The organism is Streptomyces typhae, assembly GCF_009755605.1.
GTDB lineage: Bacteria > Actinomycetota > Actinomycetes > Streptomycetales > Streptomycetaceae > Streptomyces > Streptomyces typhae.
The window spans coordinates 86,897-105,713 of sequence record NZ_WPNZ01000008.1 but is presented as its reverse complement, the minus strand read 5'-3'; the positions used below and the strand labels follow the sequence as shown (position 1 = coordinate 105,713).

Below are 18,817 nucleotides of genomic sequence, written 5' to 3'. Positions count from 1 at the left end.
GGATCTGTCCGCGATCGGGGCTAGCGTGCGGCACATGACGAACACCCCGGCCGCCCCGCTCCTCGGCCCCCGCGCACTCAACCGCGCCACCCTCGCCCGGCAACTCCTCCTGGAGCGTGCCGCGATGTCCGCCGAAGCGGCCCTCACCCACCTCGTCGGGCTCCAGGCGCAGAACGTGAAGCCGCCCTACCTCGCTCTCGCCGCCCGTCTCGCGGAGTTCGATCCGATGGAGCTGTCCGGGCTGATGGACTCACGTGCGGCGGTGCGCATCGTCACCATGCGGTCCACCGTGCACACTCTCACCGCCGCCGACGCCCTCCTCCTGCGGCCCTTCAGCCAGAGCGCGATCGACCGCGAGCTACGGATGTTCCGGCACGGCCTCGACGGGGTGGACCTGGACCGGCTCGCCGCGCTCGCCCGCGCCCACGTCGAGGACGCGCCCCGTACGCCCGCCGCGATCCGTGCCGAGCTGCGGCGGCACTGGCCGGACGCCGACCCGCAGTCCCTCGGCATCGCCGCCCGCGCCCGGCTGCCGCTGCTCCAGGTCACCCCGCGCGGACTGTGGCGCCGCAGCGGGCAGGTCGCGCTCACCACCGCCGAGCACTGGCTCGGCCGGCCGTGCGCCGAGGACCCCGCCCCGGACGACATCGTGCTGCGCTATCTCGGCGCGTTCGGGCCCGCCTCCGTCAAGGACATGCAGGCCTGGGCGGGCCTGACCCGGCTGCGCGACGCCTTCGAGCGGCTGCGGCCCCGGCTGCTCACGTTCCGCGACGAGCACGGCGTCGAGCTGTTCGACCTGCCCGGCGCGCCCCGGCCCGACCCCGACACCCCGGCCCCGGCCCGCTTCCTGCCCGAGTACGACAACCTGCTCCTCTCCCACGCCGACCGCACCCGCGTCGTGGCCCCCGCGCACAAGGACCGCACCTGGACCGGGAACCAGCCCCACTGCACCTTCCTCGTGGACGGTTTCCTCGCGGGCGTCTGGCGTTTCGAGGAGCCCGGGAGTGCGGCCGAGGACGCGTCCCCGGACGGTGCCGGGCGGGTCGTCGTCGAGCCGTTCGTGGAGCTGACCCGGCGGCAGCGCGCCGAAGTCGCCGCCGAGGCCGAGCGCACGGCCCGGGTTCTCATGGGCGACCACGCCCGCTCTTGCGATGTCGCGTTCGGGACGGTGGTCCAAGGGCCTCGCCCGTGACAGGCCTTGCCCGTGTGGAGGCCCCGCCCGTGGCCGTCGCGAGACAGCCACGCCCCGTGGGCCTACGGCAGCAGCCCCGACCTGCGCGCCACCACCACCGCCTCCCACCGCGTCCGCGCCCCCAGCTTCCGCATCGCCGACCGCAGATAGCTCTTCACCGTCTCGGGGCGCAGGCCCAGGCGCTCCGCCGCCACCGCGTTGGTCACGCCGTCCGTCAGGCAGACCAGTACGTCCAGCTCGCGCGGGGCGAGCCGCGGGGCCGCCGACATCGCGGCCGGGGCGGGAGCCGGTATCGCGGTCATCGGTGTCGCGGACGTCGGTGTCGCGGACATCAGCCTCGCGCACTCCGCAAGCAGCTCCTCCCGCAACGCGGGATCATCGATGCGCGGAGCCAGCGCACGCAGCGCCTCCCGCGCCTCCCGAACCTGCTCCCACGCCCCGCTGTGCCCTGGCGGCAGCCCGGTGCCGTGCCCCGGCGGCAGCCCGGCGCCGTGCCTCGGCGGCAGCCCCGACGCCGCCTCCCGCGCCGCGGCCACCAGCGCCGCCGCCTCGTCCCGTACCACCAGCGCCTGCTCCACGTCCCGCGCCGCCGCCACGGCGGCGGCGAGCGTCCGGTCGCCCAGCGGCAGCGCGGTGCGCAGCGCCCCGTACAGCAGGCCGCGCACCCGGCGGCGTACCACCAGCGGTACGGCGAGCACCGCGCGCAGGCCCTCGGGGGCGACCACGGCGTCGTACTCGTGGCTGATCTGCCGCGACGTGCTGTAGTCCGTGACCGTGCAGGGGCGGGCCAGGGCCACCGCCTTGCCGCCGAGCCCGTTGCCCGCGCGGATCGCCAGGCCGCTCAGGGAGCGCGTGGCGGTGCCGTTCAGTTCGGCTATCCGTACGCAGGAGGCGTCGTCGACCAGGCCGCCGAAGGCCACCTCCAGGCCCGTGCCCCGGCGCAGCCGTTGCAGCGCGGCCCGCACCTCCGCCGCCTCGACGCCGTCCGCAACCGTCACGCGTCCGCCCTTTCCGCCTCCGGGCTCCGTGCCGTCCCGTGTCGCCCAGCGCCCGCGTGGGACACGAGTTCCGTATCGTCCCGTGTCGCCCAGCGCCCGCGTGGGACACGAGTTCCGTATCGTCCCGTGTCGCCCAGCGCCCGCGCGGCACGCGAGCCCCGTACCGCCCCGTGTCACCCCGCCCGAGCGGGACACCACCCCCGTACGGGGGTAGTGAGACCTGCGTCACGGATTACACGATGGTACGGACGAGCGGCGGCACGCGGAATGCGAGGGGTGCAGATGACGGCGACCGGAGCGGGTGGCGGCACGGAGGGCTTCCGGGAGGCGCGGGACTTCCTGTTGCGCCACCGGGAGGACTACCGGACCGCGTACGAGGGCTTCGCCTGGCCGCGGCCCACCCATTTCAACTGGGCCCTCGACTGGTTCGACACCATCGCGGCGGGCAACGACCGCACGGCCCTGCACATCGTGGAGGAGGACGGGGCCGAGACCCGGCTGACCTTCGCCGACCTGTCGCGGCGCTCCGCGCAGGCCGCCAACTGGCTGCGCGGCCTCGGCGTGCGCGCCGGGGACCGCCTCGTCGTGATGCTCGGCAACCAGGCCGAGCTGTGGGAGGTCGCGCTCGCCGCGATGAAGCTGCGGGCCGTGGTGATCCCGGCGACGCCGCTGCTCGGCGCCGCCGACCTGCGCGACCGCATCGAGCGCGGCCGGGCGCGGCACGTCGTCGTGCGCGGCGAGGACACCGCCAAGTTCGCCGGTGTGCCGGGGGAGTACACCCGGATCGTGGTCGGGGACCGTGCGAGCGCGGAGGCCCCGGCCGGACCCGAGTGGATCGCGTACGACGGTGTCGGCGGGGTCGGCGGGGTCGGCACCGCCCCGGCCGACTTCACCCCCGACGGCCCCACCCTCGCCGACGACCCGCTGATGCTGTACTTCACCTCCGGCACCACCGCCCGGCCCAAGCTCGTGGAGCACACCCATGTCTCCTATCCGGTGGGGCATCTGGCGACCATGTACTGGATCGGGCTCAAGCCCGGCGACGTGCATCTGAACATCTCCTCGCCCGGCTGGGCCAAGCACGCCTGGTCCAACCTCTTCGCGCCGTGGAACGCGGAGGCGACCGTGTTCCTCTACAACTACACCCGGTTCGACGCGGCGCGGCTGATGGCCGAGATGGACCGGGTGGGCGTCACCAGCTTCTGTGCGCCGCCCACCGTGTGGCGCATGCTCATCCAGGCCGACCTCACCCAGCTGCGGACGCCGCCACGGGAGGTCGTCGCGGCGGGCGAACCCCTGAACCCGGAGGTCATCGAGCAGGTCCGGCGCGACTGGGGAGTGACCATCCGGGACGGTTTCGGGCAGACCGAGACCGCCGTGCAGGTCGCCAACAGCCCCGGCCAGGAGCTGAAGCCGGGCTCGATGGGGCGGCCCACGCCCGGCTTCGTCGTCGAACTGCTCGACCCCGTGACAGGCGAGCCGGGGGCCGCGGAGGGCGAGATCGCGCTCGACCTGTCGGCGCGTCCCGTCGGCCTGATGGCCGGCTACCACGGCGACCCGGAGCGCACCGCCGAGGCCACGGCGGGCGGCTACTACCGCACCGGTGACATCGGCGCGCGCGACGCCGACGGCTGTCTGACCTACGTCGGCCGGAGCGACGACGTCTTCAAGGCATCCGACTACAAGATCTCGCCGTTCGAGCTGGAGAGCGCGCTCCTGGAGCACGAGGCCGTCGCCGAGGCCGCGGTCGTGCCCGCCCCCGACCCGGTGCGGCTCGCCGTCCCCAAGGCGTACGTGGTGCTCGCCGCGGGCCACGAACCGGGCCCCGACACGGCGAAGCTGCTCTTCGAGCACTCACGGGCGACGCTCGCCCCGTACAAGCGCGTCCGCCGTCTGGAGTTCGGCGCGCTGCCCAAGACGGTGTCCGGCAAGATCCGCCGCGTCGAGCTGCGCGAGGCCACGGCCAAGGGGTCCGACGCCGAGTACCGCGAGGAGGACTTCCGGTGAGCGGGACCGCGGCGCCGACCGGGCGTGCGGAGCGTGCGGAGCTGTCCTACGCGCACGGCACCAGCACGACCCCGCTGCTCGGCGACACCATCGGGCAGAACCTCGCCCGCGCCGTCGCCGCCTGGCCGGACCGGGACGCCCTCGTCGATGTCGCCGCCGGGACCCGCTGGACGTACGCCGAGTTCGGCGCCGACGTCGAGCGGTTGGCGCTCGCGCTGCTCGGCTCCGGGGTCGGCAAGGGCGACCGGGTCGGCATCTGGGCCGTCAACTGCGCCGAGTGGGTGCTCGTGCAGTACGCCACCGCCCGCATCGGCGCGATCATGGTGAACATCAACCCGGCCTACCGCTCCCACGAACTCGCCTACGTGCTGCGGCAGTCGGGCGTCTCGCTGCTCGTCGCCACCGAGCGGCACAGGACCAGCGACTACCGGGCCATGATCGAGGAGGTCCGGGGCACCTGCCCCGAGCTGCGGGCCGTCCACTACATCGGGAACGACGTGTCGTGGGGGGCGCTCCTGGACGCCGCCCGGTCGGTCGGGGCCGACGAACTCGGCTCCCGTGAAGCGGAGTTGAGCTGCGACGACCCCGTCAACATCCAGTACACCTCGGGCACCACCGGCTTCCCCAAAGGAGCCACGCTCTCCCACCACAACATCCTCAACAACGGCTACTGGGTGGGCCGCACCATCGGCTACACCGAGCAGGACCGGGTGTGTCTGCCCGTGCCCTTCTACCACTGCTTCGGCATGGTGATGGGGAACCTCGGCGCCACCTCGCACGGCGCGTGCGTCGTCATCCCCGCGCCGTCGTTCGACCCGGTGGCCACGCTGCGCGCCGTGGAGCGCGAGCAGTGCACCTCGCTGTACGGGGTGCCGACGATGTTCATCGCCGAACGCAACCTCGCCGACTTCGCCACGTACGACCTGAGCAGTCTGCGTACGGGGATCATGGCCGGATCGCCCTGTCCCGTCGAGGTCATGAAGCGCGTCGTCGCCGAGATGCACATGGCGGAGGTCTCCATCTGCTACGGCATGACCGAGACCTCGCCGGTCTCCCTGCAGACCCGGATGGACGACGACCTGGAGCGGCGCACCGGGACCGTCGGCCGGGTCCTGCCGCACATCGAGGTCAAGGTCGTCGACCCGGCGACCGGGGTGACGCTGCCGCGCGGCGCGTCCGGCGAGCTGTGCACCCGCGGGTACAGCGTGATGCTCGGCTACTGGAACGACCCCGAACGGACCGCCGAGGTCATCGACTCCGGGCGCTGGATGCACACCGGGGACCTCGCCGTCATGCGCGACGACGGGTACGTGCGGATCGTCGGCCGCATCAAGGACATGATCATCCGTGGTGGCGAGAACGTCTATCCGCGCGAGATCGAGGAGTTCCTGTACGGGCATCCGAAGATCGCCGACGTACAGGTGGTCGGAGTGCCCGACGAGCGGTACGGGGAGGTCCCGCTCGCCTGCGTCATCCCGCGCGACCCCGAGGACGCCCTGACGCTCGCGGAACTCCAGGAGTTCTGCGAGGGGCGGCTCGCCCGCTACAAGGTCCCGGTGGCCCTGCGCGTCCTGGAGAGCTTCCCGATGACGGTGTCGGGCAAGGTGCGCAAGGTGGAGCTGCGGGAGAAGTTCGGCTGAGCCGGGCCCTCGCCGGGCGGGCGGTGTCCGGGGGGTGTCCGGGAGGGGGCAGGTGTCGCGGCGGGCGTCGCGCCCGGCCCCCCACGGCGTGGCGGGCGCCCCGTCACGCCCCCGTCGCCGTCAGTTCGTCCGCCGCGCCGTTCAGGGGCTCCGGTGTGCCCGAGAGTTCGATGCGGAACAGGGCCACGTCCAGTTCGTCGGCGCGGGAGCGGGCCGCCGGGGTGAAGCCGGACAGTGCGAAGCACGCGCAGGTCACCGTGTGCGTCATCGCCGTCAGCCAGGCGCACTCCACGTCCCGCAGGGAGGCGGGGCGCGCGGTCGGCTCGATCTGCGCGAGCACCCCGAGGGCCGTGAGCCGGGTGCCCGACGGGGGCCGCTCCTCGGCGGGGTACGCCTCGCGCACGTCCTCGTAGCCGAGCCAGCGCAGGAACAGGGCGCAGGTGGCCACCGCGTCCCGTGCGCTGCGGACGGGCAGCGGACGGAAGGCGTACCGCGGGGTCGGCGCCGTCCGCGGCAGGGGGATGTGCGGCGGCGTGAGGGAGGGACGGCTCTTCGGCGCGCACGGCGCGCACGACGCGCAGGGCGCGGCCCCCTCGTCCCCCTCCGGCGCGCACAGCGCGCAGGTCCCGTCCCCGGGGTCCGGCTCGCGCGCGCCGCCCCCGGCGCCCGCACCCTCCGCGCGCTCTGCCCCCTCCGCCCCCTCTTCTGATGTCACCGGAACCCGCAGCACCGTCCCGCACGCGCAGCCCAGCTCCGGCCGCGGCCAGTCCGTGCCGCGCCCGCAGGTCGCGCACCGCACCGTCACCCAGGCGTCGGCCGGGGTCCGGTGGGTCAGCGCGACGGCGGCGCCGTGCGTGACGGGCGGGACCACGGGGGCGCCACAGGCGCAGGGGAAGGCCGGGGGCGCGTAGATCTGTTCGTGCCGGCACACCGGGCACCGCACCAGGACGTCGTACCCCGCCATCGTCCACACCCCCGCCGTCCGTACTCCGCCGCCCGCGTGTCCTACCCCGCGGGCGGCGCGTCCATGGCGGCCGTGGGCGGACTTTCGGCCACCAGCCTGCCGGAGCCCATCGTCATACGGAACGCAACCGCGCCGATACGCCATTTTGAGCTGCGCCGAACCCGGAGTCCCTTGACGGTCCCGGCGCACCCCCTTACATTGCTTCCATATAGCAGAACATAGTTTCCGTAATGCGGAAAGTACGTGCGGAACGCAGATGCGGAACTCAGATGCGGAATTCACAGCTCACCGCGGGGCGCGACGGGAGCCGAATTCGCCGGCCGAAGCAGGAGAACTCCATGGCTCGTATGACCGCTGCCCGCGCGGCAGTCGAGATCCTCAAGCGCGAGGGCGTCACCGACGCGTTCGGCGTGCCGGGGGCCGCGATCAACCCCTTCTACAAGGCGCTCAAGGAAGGCGGGGGCATCGCCCACACGCTCGCCCGCCACGTCGAGGGCGCCTCGCACATGGCCGAGGGGTACACGCGTACCGAGGCGGGCAACATCGGTGTCTGCATCGGCACTTCGGGCCCCGCGGGCACCGACATGATCACCGGCCTGTACTCCGCCATCGGCGACTCGATCCCGATCCTGTGCATCACGGGCCAGGCGCCCACCCATGTGATCCACAAGGAGGACTTCCAGGCCGTCGACATCGCCGCCATCGCCAAGCCGGTCACCAAGATGGCCGTCACGGTCCTGGAGGCCGCGCAGGTCCCCGGCGTCTTCCAGCAGGCCTTCCATCTGATGCGCTCCGGCCGTCCGGGCCCGGTCCTCATCGACCTGCCCATCGACGTCCAGCTCACCGAGATCGAGTTCGACCCGGAGACGTACCAGCCGCTGCCGGTCTACAAGCCAGCCGCGAGCCGCGCGCAGGTCGAGAAGGCCGTCGGCATGCTCATCGAGTCCGAGCGGCCGCTGATCGTCGCGGGCGGCGGCATCATCAACGCCGACGCCTGCGAACTGCTCGTGGAATTCGCCGAACTGACGGGCACTCCGGTCGTCCCCACCCTGATGGGCTGGGGCATCCTGCCCGACGACCACGAGCTGAACGCCGGGATGGTCGGCCTCCAGACCTCGCACCGCTACGGCAACGCCACGTTCCTGGAGTCCGACTTCGTCCTCGGCATCGGCAACCGCTGGGCCAACCGCCACACCGGCTACAAGCTGGACGTGTACCGCGAGGGCCGCACGTTCGTGCACGTCGACGTCGAGCCCACCCAGATCGGCAAGATCTTCGCGCCGGACTACGGCATCGCGTCCGACGCCAAGGCGGCCCTGGAGCTCTTCGTCGAGGTCGCGCAGGAGCTGAAGGCGGCGGGCCGCCTGCCCGACCGCGGCGCGTGGATCGCCCGCGGCCAGGAGCACAGGTCCACGCTCCTGCGCCGCACGCACTTCGACGACATCCCCATCAAGCCGCAGCGCGTGTACGAGGAGATGAACAAGGCCTTCGGCCCGGAGACCCGGTACGTCTCCACGATCGGCCTGTCCCAGATCGCGGGCGCCCAGATGCTGCACGTCTACAAGCCGCGGCACTGGATCAACTGCGGCCAGGCGGGCCCCCTCGGCTGGACCGTCCCGGCCGCCCTGGGCGTCGCCACGGCCGACCCGGACGCCCAGGTCGTCGCCCTCTCCGGGGACTACGACTTCCAGTTCATGATCGAGGAACTGGCCGTCGGCGCCCAGCACCGCATCCCCTACGTCCACGTCCTCGTGAACAACTCCTACCTGGGCCTGATCCGCCAGGCCCAGCTCGGCCTGGACATCGACTTCCAGGTGAACCTGGAGTTCGAGAACATCAACTCGCCGGAGCTCGGCGTGTACGGCGTCGACCACGTCAAGGTCGCCGAGGGCCTCGGCTGCAAGGCGATCCGCGTGACCGACCCGAACGAGCTGGGCGCCGCCTTCGAGCAGGCCAAGAAGCTCGCGCAGGAGTACCGCGTGCCGGTCGTCGTCGAGGCGATCCTGGAGCGCGTCACCAACATCTCCATGAGTCGTACGGCGGACATCAGCGACGTCACCGAGTTCGAGGAGATCGCCACGGAGCCCTGGCACGCCCCCAGCTCCATCAAGACCCTCAAGGTCTGAGCCGGCCACCCCGTACTCTCGCCCGGCCCCCGCTCCTCGTGGAGCGGGGGCCGGTTGGCGTCCCGTACCTCACCGCCCGGCGGCGGGTGCCGGTGTCCCAGCCCGTGTCGCTCGCCTCGGGGGTACGGACTTGTCGGTGAGCGGAGGTCGTCGTCACGGCACCGACTCTCCCGCGCGCCGGGGCGCGGATCGTCAGCCGTGACGGTGAACCGCCTCCGCCGTGCGGGGGAGGGCCCGTACACGCCGAGGCACCCAGTACGCACGGCGTACTGGGTGCCTGGAGACTGCTGCCGCCCGACGGCGCGCGACTGGCGGAACATGCGTACGCGCCGCCGGGCGGAATCCGTGGGGCACGACCGGGACCGCGGCGGCCGGGCGACGGTCCCCGGCCGCCCTTCCTCAGGTCGAAAAGGGGGCCGGGAGACCTTCACCACCGCACTGGCTCGTCCGAGCCGCCGCGGTCCTCGTCGTCCCGCCCGCCGGGTGAGCACCCCTCATCCGGGTCCGCGGCGGTGCGGGTCTTCGCGCGAGGGCACCGACCTCCCGTCAAATGCCTCGCGCAGTTGGTGCAGTCGGTGGGCCGAGTGCCTCGGCCGGTCTCAGTCCTCGCGCAGGGCGCGGACCGCCTCCTGAACGCGCTTGCCGTAGTCGGGGTCGGCGGCGTGGAAGTGGGCGAGGTTCTTCTCGATGACGTCGTCGCGGGAGACCTGCGAGAGGCCGCCCGCGATGTTCGCCACCAGGCGGGACTTCTCCTCCTCCGACATCAGCCGGTACAGCTCGCCGGCCTGGAAGAAGTCGTCGTCCTTGGTGTGGGCCGGGGCCTCGTGGGTGCCGGTGTGGCCGCTGACGGCGAGCGGCGCCGACAGCGGGACACCGGTCTCGGCGGGGCCGTCGTACGAGTTCGGCTCGTAGTTCTTGCGGTCGCGGCCGTAGGCGTGGGACGCCATCAGGCCGTCACGGCCGTAGTTGCTCACCTTGGTCGCCTTCGGCGCGTTCACGGCGAGCTGGGTGTGGTTGACGCCCAGGCGGTAGCGGTGCGCGTCCGCGTAGGCGAACAGGCGGCCCTGGAGCATCTTGTCGGGGGAGGGGCCGATGCCGGGCACGAAGTTGTTCGGCGAGAACGCGGCCTGCTCGACCTCGGCGAAGACGTTGTCCGGGTTGCGGTCGAGGACGAGGCGGCCCACGCGCCGCAGCGGGTAGTCGCCGTGCGGCCACACCTTGGTGAGGTCGAACGGGTTGAAGCGGTAGTTCGCCGCGTCGGCCGCGGGCATGATCTGCACGTGCAGGGTCCAGGACGGGTTCACGCCCCGCTCGATGGCCTGGAGCAGGTCCGTCTGGTGCGAGTTGGCGTCCTTGCCCGCGAGTTCGGCGCCCTGCTCGGCGGAGAGGGAGCGCACACCCTGGCCCGTCTTGAAGTGGTATTTCACGAAGAACGCCTCGCCCTGCGCGTTCGTCCACTGGTAGGTGTGCGAGCCGTAGCCGTTCATGTGCCGGTACGAGGCGGGGATGCCGCGGTCGCCCATCAGCCATGTCACCTGGTGCGTGGCCTCGGGGGCGTGTGCCCAGAAGTCCCAGACGTTGTCCGGCTCCTGCTTGCCCGTGAACGGGTCGCGCTTCTGGGAGTGGATGAAGTCGGGGAACTTCAGCGGGTCCTTGATGAAGAAGACCGGGGTGTTGTTGCCGACGAGGTCGTAGTTGCCCTCCTCGGTGTAGAACTTCACCGCGAAGCCGCGCGGGTCGCGCACGGCGTCCGCGCCGCCGAGGCTGTCGGCCACGGTGGAGAAGCGCACGAAGGTCTCGGTGCGCTTGCCGACCTCGCCGAGGAAGGCCGCGGAGGTGTACGCGGTGACGTCGTCGGTCACTTCGAACCAGCCGTAGGCGCCCGAGCCGCGGGCGTGCACGACGCGCTCCGGGATGCGCTCACGGTTGAAGCGGGCCAGCTTCTCCAGCAGGTGCTGGTCCTGGAGGAGGATCGGGCCGCCGACGCCGGCGGTGGCGGAGTTCTGGTTGTCGGCGACGGGAGCGCCGGACTCGGTCGTGAGCACACGCTTCGACATGGTGGCGAGGTTGACCTTCCGTACGGACTGCTGGGACTGCTGACGGTGCACCGGAGCGTAAGGACCTCCGAACAACCGCGTCAACAGTTTGTTGAAGTTGGGGGTGGGGTTCCGGACCGCGGCGGCGCTTGGGCGCGACAGGACAGGTGTCAGCGACGCCGCGGCCCGGAAGTCCGGGGCACCCGGGGCCGGAAGGGCTCGGGTGCCGGGGGTGCCGGGCGGCCGGGTGTCAGGCGACCGGGCTGCCCGACAGGCGCTCGACGGAGCGGAGCAGCGCCGAGTGGTCGAGGCCGCCGTCGCCCTGGGCGCGCAGGCTGGCGACGAGCTGGGCGACCACGCCGCCGACGGGCAGGGCCGCGCCGACGTTGCGGGCGGCGTCCGTGACGATGCCCATGTCCTTGTGGTGCAGGTCGATGCGGAAGCCCGGCTTGAAGTCCCGGTTCAGGAAGTTGTCCTTCTTGCGGGTCAGGACGGTCGACCCGGCGAGGCCGCCGTTGAGCACGTCCAGGGCGGCCTTGAGGTCCACACCGGACTTCTCCAGGAAGACCACGGCCTCGGCGCACGCCTGGATGTTCACGGCGACGATGAGCTGGTTGGCTGCCTTCACGGTCTGACCGGAGCCGTGCGGGCCGCACAGCACGATGGTCCTGCCGAGCGCGTCGAGGAGCGGCTTGGCCGCGTCGAAGTCGGCCTGCTCGCCGCCGACCATGATGGAGAGCACGGCCTCGACGGCACCGGCCTCGCCGCCGGACACCGGGGCGTCGAGGACGCGGATGCCCTTGGCCTTCGCGGCCTTCGCCAGGTCGACGGAGGTCTGCGGGGTGATCGACGACATGTCGACGAGCAGCGCGCCGGAGCGGGCGTTCTCCAGGATGCCGTCGGGCCCGTACGCGATGGCCTCGACGTGCGGCGACGCGGGCACCATCGTGACGATCACGTCGGCGTCCCCGACGGCCTCGGCGATCGACCGGGCGGCGGTGCCGCCCGCCGCGGCGAGGCGGTCCAGCTTGTCCTGCTCCAGGGTGAAACCGGTGACGGAGTACCCCGCCTTGATCAGGTTCTCGGACATGGGCGAGCCCATGATCCCGAGTCCGATCCAGGCGACCTTGGGGAGGGTGGTGCTCATGGGGAACCTCTCTCGATGACTGCCGTTGTGGTACATCGGCTGTGTGGTGCGGGGTGACGGGCGGGTGGGTGGGAGACATCCGCCGCGAAGCGGCGGTCTAGTCCGCAGACGGCAGCCAGCCGAACGACTCTGCGCTAGCCCGGTCCCCGGCCTTGTACTCCAGGCCGACCCACCCGTCGTACCCGGCCTTCCGCAGCTGGTCGAGAAGGTCCTCAAGAGGCAGGGCCCCGGTTCCGGGAGCCCCGCGGCCGGGGTTGTCGGCGATCTGCACGTGCCCGGTCTTAGCCGCGTACCGCTCGATGACGGCGGGCAGGTCCTCGCCGTTCATGGAGAGGTGGTACAGGTCCATGAGGAACTTCGCGTTGCCGAGGCCGGTCGCGGCGTTCACCTTGTCGACGACCTCGATCGCCTTGGGCGCGCTCACGATCGGGCACCTGGGCGACTCGGGGGCGTTCAGCGCCTCGATCAGCAGGACCGCGCCCACGCGGTCGGCCTCGCGGGCCGCAAGCACCAGGTTCTCCAGGGCGAGTGCGTCCTGCGCGGCCGGGTCCACGCCGTCGACGCGGTTGCCGTACAGGGCGTTCAGGGCCTTGCAGCCGAGCGACTCGGCGAAGTCCGCCGCCACCGCGAGGTTCGCGCGGAACCTCGCGCTCTCCTCGCCGGGGATCGACAGCGCCCCGCGGTCGGGGCCCGGCAGCTGTCCCGCGTAGAAGTTCAGGCCCACGAGCCGCACGCCCGCGTCCTCGATCGCCTTCTTCAAGGCGTCGAGCTCGGACCGCTCGGGGGTGGGGGCGTCGACCCAGGGCCACCACAGCTCGACCGCGCCGAAGCCGGCCGCGGCGGCGGCCGCGGGCCGCTCCAGGAGCGGGAGCTCGGTGAAGAGGATCGACAGGTTCACATTGAAGCGCTGGTCGGAGTATCCCATGGGGGCTTCCGCGCTCCTTCCGTATTGCGGAAGTTCATTTCTGCTTGATGGAAGACTGCATCCGATCCGCGGAAGCTGTCAAGAGGGGCTGCCGGAAAATCAAGAGGCCGCGTTAAGTTGGCGCCGTGCGATTGAGAGTGGAGTTCACGACCGAGCCCTTCGACCTCGACGAGGCCCCGCCGCACGCCGTGGCCGCCCGTGAGGTCATCCAGGGCGCCGACCTCGACGCCGTCGACGTGGGGCCCTTCGGAAACACCGCCGAGGGGGACGTCGACGCGGTCCTCACGGCCGTCGACGCCATGCTGCGCCGGTCCCTCGGCGCCGGCGCCACCCGCGTCTCGCTCCAGGTCAATGTGATCGCGGAGCCCGGCGGGCGGACCGCGCCGGGGGAGGTGGCCAGGTGACCGGATTCGGGGACGTCCCCTTCGCGGCCGCGGTCAAGCCCCTCGTGGACGCGATGGGCGGCGAGATGGTGGCGCCGGACCAGGCCGGGCCCGACGACGTCGTGCTCGCCTGGGAGGGCGAGGACGTGGTCGCGGTGCGGCTGCCGCAGCTCGCCGACTCCCTCGACCACATCCTGCTCGGCCTGGAGCGCCAGCGCGGCAAGCCCCTCGCGGAGCTCGACCGCAAGGCCAAGCAGGAGGTCGTGCGGATATTGGAGGCCCGGGGCGCGTTCTCCGTGCGCCATGGCGTGGAGACCGTGGCGGGCGCCCTCGGGGTGTCACGCTTCACCGTCTACAACTACCTGAACAGGGAGAACGCCGCGAAAGGCAAATAGCGCGACGTCCAGGACGCGGCGGCGACGCGTCCGGAACGTGCGCGGCGTCACACAGCGCGGTCGAGCCGTCACCCGTTCCCCGGGGTGGCGGCTTCTTTGTTCAAATGATTTCAACAAACTGTTGACGCGCTGTTGTTGACGGTCTTAGCTGTTCCGCAGCCCGTTCAGCACAAGGCCACGGAGGCTCCCGTGACTTCCCGTACGACGCCGGGCATCGCCCGGTTCAACGCCTTGCCGGAGGCCGCGGCCACCGCCGCGCTCCACGAGGCCTGCGCCTCCTCGGCCTGGGGGAGCAAGCTGCTCGCCCAGCGCCCGTACGCCACCGCCGACGCCCTCTTCGCCGCGAGCGACGCCGCCATGGCCGACCTCACCGCGGGCGACCTGGCCGAAGCGATGGCGGGGCACCCGCCGATCGGCCGCCCCAAGCCCGGCGACCCCACCTCCGCCCGCGAGCAGCGGGGCATGGCGGGCGCCTCCGAAGAGCTCAAGGCCGAGATGCTCGAACTGAACCTGGCCTACCAGGAGAAGTTCGGCCACGTCTTCCTGATCTGCGCCACCGGTCGTACCGGCGAGCAGATGCGGGACGCGGTCGAGGAACGGATCGGCAACTCGCCCGAACAGGAGCGGGAGACCGTCCGCTCCGAACTCGGCAAGATCAACCGCATCCGTCTGACCCGCCTGTTGGAGGAGGGGACCGCATGAGCACCGAAACCACGGCTTCCGTGTCCACCCACATCCTGGACACCAGCGTCGGACGCCCCGCCGAGGGCGTCGCCGTCTCCCTGTCGGCCCGCGGCGGCGGTGACTGGAAGGCGCTCGGCGGCAGCAGGACCGACGCGGACGGGCGCTGCAAGGACCTGCCGGCGCTGCCGGAGGGCACCACCCACGTACGTCTCGACTTCGCCGTCGAGCCGTACTTCCTGAAGACGCAGGACCAGCAAGCCGAGGCACAGCAGGACGCCCCCGCGAATCGGGACAGCGGTGCGAACGGAGTGTTCTTCCCCGAAGTGGCGATCACCTTCGCCGTCGTACCGGGCGAGCACTACCACGTACCGCTGCTGCTCAACCCGTTCGGCTACTCCGTTTACCGAGGGAGCTAGCGAAGATGCCCACCATTCTGGGACAGAACCAGTACGGCAAGGCTGAGAACCGGGTCGTCAAGATCACGCGGGACGGCGACACCCATCACATCAAGGACCTGAACGTCTCCGTCGCGCTCTCCGGCGACCTGGACGACGTCCACTACAACGGCTCGAACGCCAACTGCCTGCCGACGGACACGACGAAGAACACCTGCTTCGCGTTCGCCAAGGAGTACGGCATCGAGTCCGCGGAGCAGTACGGCATCCACCTCGCGCGGCACTTCGTGGACAGCCAGCCCTCCATCCACCGGGCCCGCATCCGCATCGAGGAGTACGCCTGGGAGCGCATCGCCGCCTCCGACGCCAACTCGCGGTTCATCGGCGCCGACGAGGTCAAGCACTCCTTCGTGCGCAAGGGCCAGGAGACCCGGCTCGCCCAGATCACCTACTCCGCCGACGGTGACGGGGGAGCGGAGTTCGAGGTCCTGAGCGGCCTGAAGGACCTGACCGTGATGAACTCCACGAACTCCGAGTTCTGGGGCTACATCAAGGACAAGTACACGACGCTCAAGGAAGACTACGACCGCATCCTCGCCACGTCCCTCTCGACGTGGTGGCGGCACAACTGGACCAGCGACGAGCAGCGCATGCCCGGCTGGGAGAAGTCCTACGAGCAGTCCAGGAAGCACATCCTCCAGGCCTTCGTGGAGACCTACTCCCTCTCCCTCCAGCAGACGCTGTACCAAATGGGTTCGCGGGTCATCAACAACCGCAGCGAGATAGACGAGATCCGCTTCTCCGCCCCGAACAAGCACCACTTCCGCCAGGACCTGTCCTTCTGCGGCCTCGACAACGAGGCGAAGGACGGCGCGGTCTACTACGCCGCCGACCGTCCCTACGGCCTCATCGAGGCCACCATCCTGCGCGACGGCGCCGAGGCGAGGATCCCGGTCGACATGACCAACCTCTGACGCGGGACGCGCGCCCCGCCGCCGATGCGCCTGGGCGCGCCACACCGGAGGGAACGACAGCTATGGCACAGCCCGCAATACCCGACGGGACGTCAGATCCCGGGTGTCATCCAGTGGATGAGAAGCTCCACCCCTCGCGGCTCGTCCCCGCCGCGCTCCAGCACATCGCCGCCATGTACGCGGGCGTCGTCACCCCTCCGCTCATCATCGGGCAGGCCGTCGGCCTCGACACCGCCGCCCAGACGAGGCTCATCGCGGCCGGCCTGCTCATCGCCGGACTCGCCACCATCCTCCAGACCCTCGGCGTCAAAGGGTTCGTCGGCAACCGGCTGCCGTTCGTGAACGCCGCTTCCTCCGCGGGCATCGCCCCGATCCTCGCCATCGCGGAGAACAGCGCCACCGGGCACCAACTCCCCGCCATCTACGGCGCGGTGATGGTCGCCGGCGTCTTCTGCCTGGCCGTCGGACCCTTCTTCGGCCGCCTCCTGCGCTTCTTCCCGCCGCTGGTCACCGGCGTCGTCATCACGCTCATCGGCGTCACCCTGATGCCCGTCCCCGTCGCCTGGGCGCAGGGCGGCGACAAGGAGGCCGCGGACTTCGGCGACATGCGCTACCTCGCGCTCGCCGCGTTCACGCTCGTCGTCATCCTGCTCTTCCAGCGCTTCGGCAGCGGCTTCCTCAAGCAAGTCGCCCTGCTCATGGGCCTGTCCATCGGTACGCTCGCCGCGATACCGTTCGGCCTCGCCGACTTCGCCGCGCTGAGGTCCGCGCCCGTGGCCGCCGTGCCCGAGCCGTTCGCGTTCGGCGCCCCCGAGTTCCACCCCGCCGCGATCCTGTCCCTGTGCATCGTGATGCTCGTCCTGATGACCGAGTCCAGCGCCGGGATGCTCGCCCTCGGCGAGATCTGCGAGCGCCGCACCGACGGCAGGACCATCACCCGGGGCCTGCGCACCGACGGCCTCGCCACCCTGATCGGGCCGGTCTTCGGCGGCTTCCCGACCTCCGCCTTCGCGCAGAACGTCGGCGTCGTCTCCCTGACACGTGTACGCAGCCGCTATGTCGTCGCCGTCGCGGGCGGGACGCTGCTTGTCCTCGGCGCCTTCCCGGTGCTCGGCGCGGTCGTCAGCCTCGTACCGATGCCGGTGCTCGGCGGCGCGGGCATCGTCCTCTTCGGGTCCATCGCGGTCAGCGGCATCCGTACGCTCTCCGAGGCGGGCCTGGACGACAGCTCCAACATCATCCTGGTGGCCGTGTCGCTCGGAGCGGGCATCATCCCGCTCGCCGCGCCCGCCTTCTACGCGGACTTCCCCGCGTGGGCCCAGACCGTGCTCGGCTCCGGCATCAGCGCCGGCGCGCTCACCGCGGTCACGCTCAATCTGTTCTTCCACCACCTCGGCACCCGCGGCGGCACGCAGCACGCAGAAGCCGTCGCGGCACTCAAATCTTCCTAGGGTCATGCCGTGCCCAGCATCTCGCCACTCACGTAAGGAAGCACCATGGCAGCATCGGCAACCCACGACGGCGCCGGTACGCGCACCGTCATCGAGAACTGCGCCATCGCGACCGTGGACGCGAACGACACCGAGTACGCGTCCGGACATGTCGTCGTCGCGGGCAACCGGATCGAGTCGGTCGGCGCGGGGAAGGCTCCCGAGGGCCTTCAGAACGTCGGGCGCCGCGTCGACGGCACCGGCCACCTGCTGACACCCGGCCTCATCAACACGCATCACCACTTCTACCAGTGGATATCCCGGGGTCTGGCCACCGACCACAACCTCTTCGACTGGCTGGTGGCGCTCTACCCGACGTGGGCGCGCATCGACGAGCCGATGGTCCGCGCCGCCGCGCAGGGCTCCCTCGCCATGATGGCCCGCGGCGGTGTCACCACCGCCATGGACCACCACTACGTCTACCCCCGGGGCTCCGGCGACCTGTCCGGCGCCGTCATCGGCGCGGCCCGCGAGACGGGTGTGCGCTTCACCCTGGCGCGCGGCTCGATGGACCGCGGCGAGAAGGACGGCGGGCTGCCCCCGGACTTCGCCGTGGAGAGCCTGGAGGACGCGCTCGCCGCCACCGAGGAGACCGTCAAGCAGCACCACGACGCGTCCTTCGACGCGATGACGCAGGTCGCGATCGCCCCCTGCTCGCCGTTCTCCGTCTCCACCGACCTGATGAGGCAGGGCGCCGAACTCGCCCGCCGCCTCGGGGTGCGCCTGCACACCCACGGCAGCGAGACGGTGGAGGAGGAGAAGTTCTGCCACGAGCTGTTCGGCATGGGCCCGACCGACTACTTCGAGTCCACCGGCTGGCTCGGTGACGACGTGTGGATGGCGCACTGCGTCCACATGAACGACTCCGACATCGCCGCGTTCGCCCGCACCGGCACCGGCGTCGCCCACTGCCCGTCCTCCAACGCCCGCCTCGCCGCCGGCATCGCCCGCGTGCCCGACCTGCTCGCCGCGGGCGTCCCCGTCGGCCTCGGCGTGGACGGAACCGCCTCCAACGAGTCCGGCGAACTGCACACCGAACTGCGCAACGCGCTCCTCATCAACCGCCTGGGCGCCCACAAGGAAGCCGCCCTGAACGCCCGGCAGGCCCTGCGCCTCGGGACGTACGGCGGTGCCCAGGTCCTCGGCCGGGCGAGCCAGATCGGCTCCCTGGAGCCGGGCAAGCTCGCCGACCTGGTGCTCTGGAAGGTCGACGGCATCGGACACGCCTCGATCGCCGACCCGGTCACCGCGCTCGTCCTCGGCGCCGCGGCACCGGTCACCCTCTCCCTCGTCAACGGCGAGCCGGTCGTCGAGAACGGCCGCCTGCTGCACGTCGACGAGGACGCCGTCGCCCGCGCCACGCGGGACGAGGCACAGCGACTCGCGCGCATCGCCGCCGGGAGCTGACCCCTGGACGTCCGGTCGGGGGGGACGGCCCCCGACCGGACCCGAGCAGCCGAG

At 71.5% G+C, this 18,817-nt stretch carries 16 protein-coding genes; 11 read left to right on the top strand and 5 right to left on the bottom strand.

The features are described 5' to 3' along the window. Positions 1 to 34 precede the first annotated feature (34 nt). A complete protein-coding gene (locus tag GPA10_RS16145) occupies positions 35 to 1,192 on the top strand; it encodes a winged helix DNA-binding domain-containing protein (RefSeq protein WP_157166136.1) in 1,158 nt (385 codons plus the stop codon). Between the two features lie 62 nt (positions 1,193 to 1,254). Here the strand turns inward: GPA10_RS16145 and GPA10_RS16140 are convergent, their stop codons facing one another. Next, positions 1,255 to 2,190 (bottom strand): helix-turn-helix transcriptional regulator, encoded by a 936-nt coding sequence (locus GPA10_RS16140; protein ID WP_343040942.1) that lies wholly within the window; start codon positions 2,188 to 2,190, stop codon positions 1,255 to 1,257. Positions 2,191 to 2,472: 282 nt separating this feature from the next. On the opposite strand from GPA10_RS16140, the gene GPA10_RS16135 reads away from it, so the two are divergent. Both GPA10_RS16135 and GPA10_RS16130 read left to right on the top strand, forming a co-directional pair. Beyond that, positions 2,473 to 4,197, top strand: coding sequence for an AMP-binding protein (locus GPA10_RS16135; protein WP_157166135.1), 1,725 nt, complete (start codon positions 2,473 to 2,475; stop codon positions 4,195 to 4,197). Then, positions 4,194 to 5,837: an AMP-binding protein gene (locus GPA10_RS16130; RefSeq protein ID WP_343040941.1), complete on the top strand. Its 1,644-nt coding sequence runs from the start codon at positions 4,194 to 4,196 to the stop codon at positions 5,835 to 5,837. The genes GPA10_RS16135 and GPA10_RS16130 overlap by 4 nt, the downstream gene beginning before the upstream one ends. 103 nt (positions 5,838 to 5,940) lie before the next feature. On the opposite strand, the gene GPA10_RS16125 is transcribed toward GPA10_RS16130, so the two are convergent. After that, positions 5,941 to 6,801 carry a hypothetical protein gene (locus GPA10_RS16125; RefSeq protein ID WP_157166134.1) on the bottom strand — a complete coding sequence of 287 codons (861 nt, stop codon included), beginning with the start codon at positions 6,799 to 6,801 and terminating at the stop codon, positions 5,941 to 5,943. 338 nt (positions 6,802 to 7,139) lie between these two features. Here GPA10_RS16125 and gcl point away from each other — a divergent pair, with 338 nt between their 5' ends. Further along, positions 7,140 to 8,927, top strand: a complete 1,788-nt coding sequence (gene gcl, locus GPA10_RS16120; RefSeq protein ID WP_157166133.1) for a glyoxylate carboligase — start codon at positions 7,140 to 7,142, stop codon at positions 8,925 to 8,927. Between the two features lie 599 nt (positions 8,928 to 9,526). Here the strand turns inward: gcl and GPA10_RS16115 are convergent. The 3 genes from GPA10_RS16115 to GPA10_RS16105 all read right to left on the bottom strand — a co-directional run bounded on the left by GPA10_RS16115 (position 9,527) and on the right by GPA10_RS16105 (position 13,035). Beyond that, positions 9,527 to 10,984, bottom strand: coding sequence for a catalase (locus GPA10_RS16115; protein WP_157166284.1), 1,458 nt, complete (start codon positions 10,982 to 10,984; stop codon positions 9,527 to 9,529). 229 nt (positions 10,985 to 11,213) lie between these two features. Continuing rightward, positions 11,214 to 12,110 (bottom strand): 2-hydroxy-3-oxopropionate reductase, encoded by an 897-nt coding sequence (locus GPA10_RS16110; RefSeq protein WP_157166132.1) that lies wholly within the window; start codon positions 12,108 to 12,110, stop codon positions 11,214 to 11,216. 97 nt (positions 12,111 to 12,207) lie between these two features. Further along, positions 12,208 to 13,035 carry a TIM barrel protein gene (locus GPA10_RS16105; protein ID WP_157166131.1) on the bottom strand — a complete coding sequence of 276 codons (828 nt, stop codon included), beginning with the start codon at positions 13,033 to 13,035 and terminating at the stop codon, positions 12,208 to 12,210. Positions 13,036 to 13,160: 125 nt separating this feature from the next. Here GPA10_RS16105 and GPA10_RS16100 point away from each other — a divergent pair, with 125 nt between their 5' ends. From GPA10_RS16100 to GPA10_RS16070, 7 genes are all read left to right on the top strand, one after another. Continuing rightward, positions 13,161 to 13,439 carry a thiamine-binding protein gene (locus GPA10_RS16100; RefSeq protein WP_079086547.1) on the top strand — a complete coding sequence of 93 codons (279 nt, stop codon included), beginning with the start codon at positions 13,161 to 13,163 and terminating at the stop codon, positions 13,437 to 13,439. Beyond that, on the top strand, positions 13,436 to 13,813 hold the full coding sequence (locus GPA10_RS16095; RefSeq protein ID WP_343040940.1) for a helix-turn-helix domain-containing protein: 378 nt from the start codon (positions 13,436 to 13,438) through the stop codon (positions 13,811 to 13,813). The genes GPA10_RS16100 and GPA10_RS16095 overlap by 4 nt, the downstream gene beginning before the upstream one ends. 189 nt (positions 13,814 to 14,002) lie before the next feature. After that, positions 14,003 to 14,515 carry a 2-oxo-4-hydroxy-4-carboxy-5-ureidoimidazoline decarboxylase gene (gene uraD / locus GPA10_RS16090; protein WP_343040939.1) on the top strand — a complete coding sequence of 171 codons (513 nt, stop codon included), beginning with the start codon at positions 14,003 to 14,005 and terminating at the stop codon, positions 14,513 to 14,515. Next, complete coding sequence (uraH, locus tag GPA10_RS16085) at positions 14,512 to 14,913, top strand: hydroxyisourate hydrolase (protein ID WP_058849261.1); 402 nt, start codon at positions 14,512 to 14,514, stop codon at positions 14,911 to 14,913. The genes uraD and uraH overlap by 4 nt, the downstream gene beginning before the upstream one ends. Before the next feature lie 5 nt (positions 14,914 to 14,918). Next, the gene (gene pucL / locus GPA10_RS16080; protein ID WP_058849260.1) at positions 14,919 to 15,866 is read left to right on the top strand and encodes a factor-independent urate hydroxylase; all 948 of its coding nucleotides are present in this window, start codon (positions 14,919 to 14,921) and stop codon (positions 15,864 to 15,866) included. A gap of 62 nt (positions 15,867 to 15,928) precedes the next feature. Further along, a complete protein-coding gene (locus tag GPA10_RS16075) occupies positions 15,929 to 17,317 on the top strand; it encodes a nucleobase:cation symporter-2 family protein (RefSeq protein WP_157166130.1) in 1,389 nt (462 codons plus the stop codon). Between the two features lie 45 nt (positions 17,318 to 17,362). Next, positions 17,363 to 18,763 (top strand): 8-oxoguanine deaminase, encoded by a 1,401-nt coding sequence (locus GPA10_RS16070; protein ID WP_058849258.1) that lies wholly within the window; start codon positions 17,363 to 17,365, stop codon positions 18,761 to 18,763. The last annotated feature ends 54 nt before the right edge of the window (positions 18,764 to 18,817 follow it).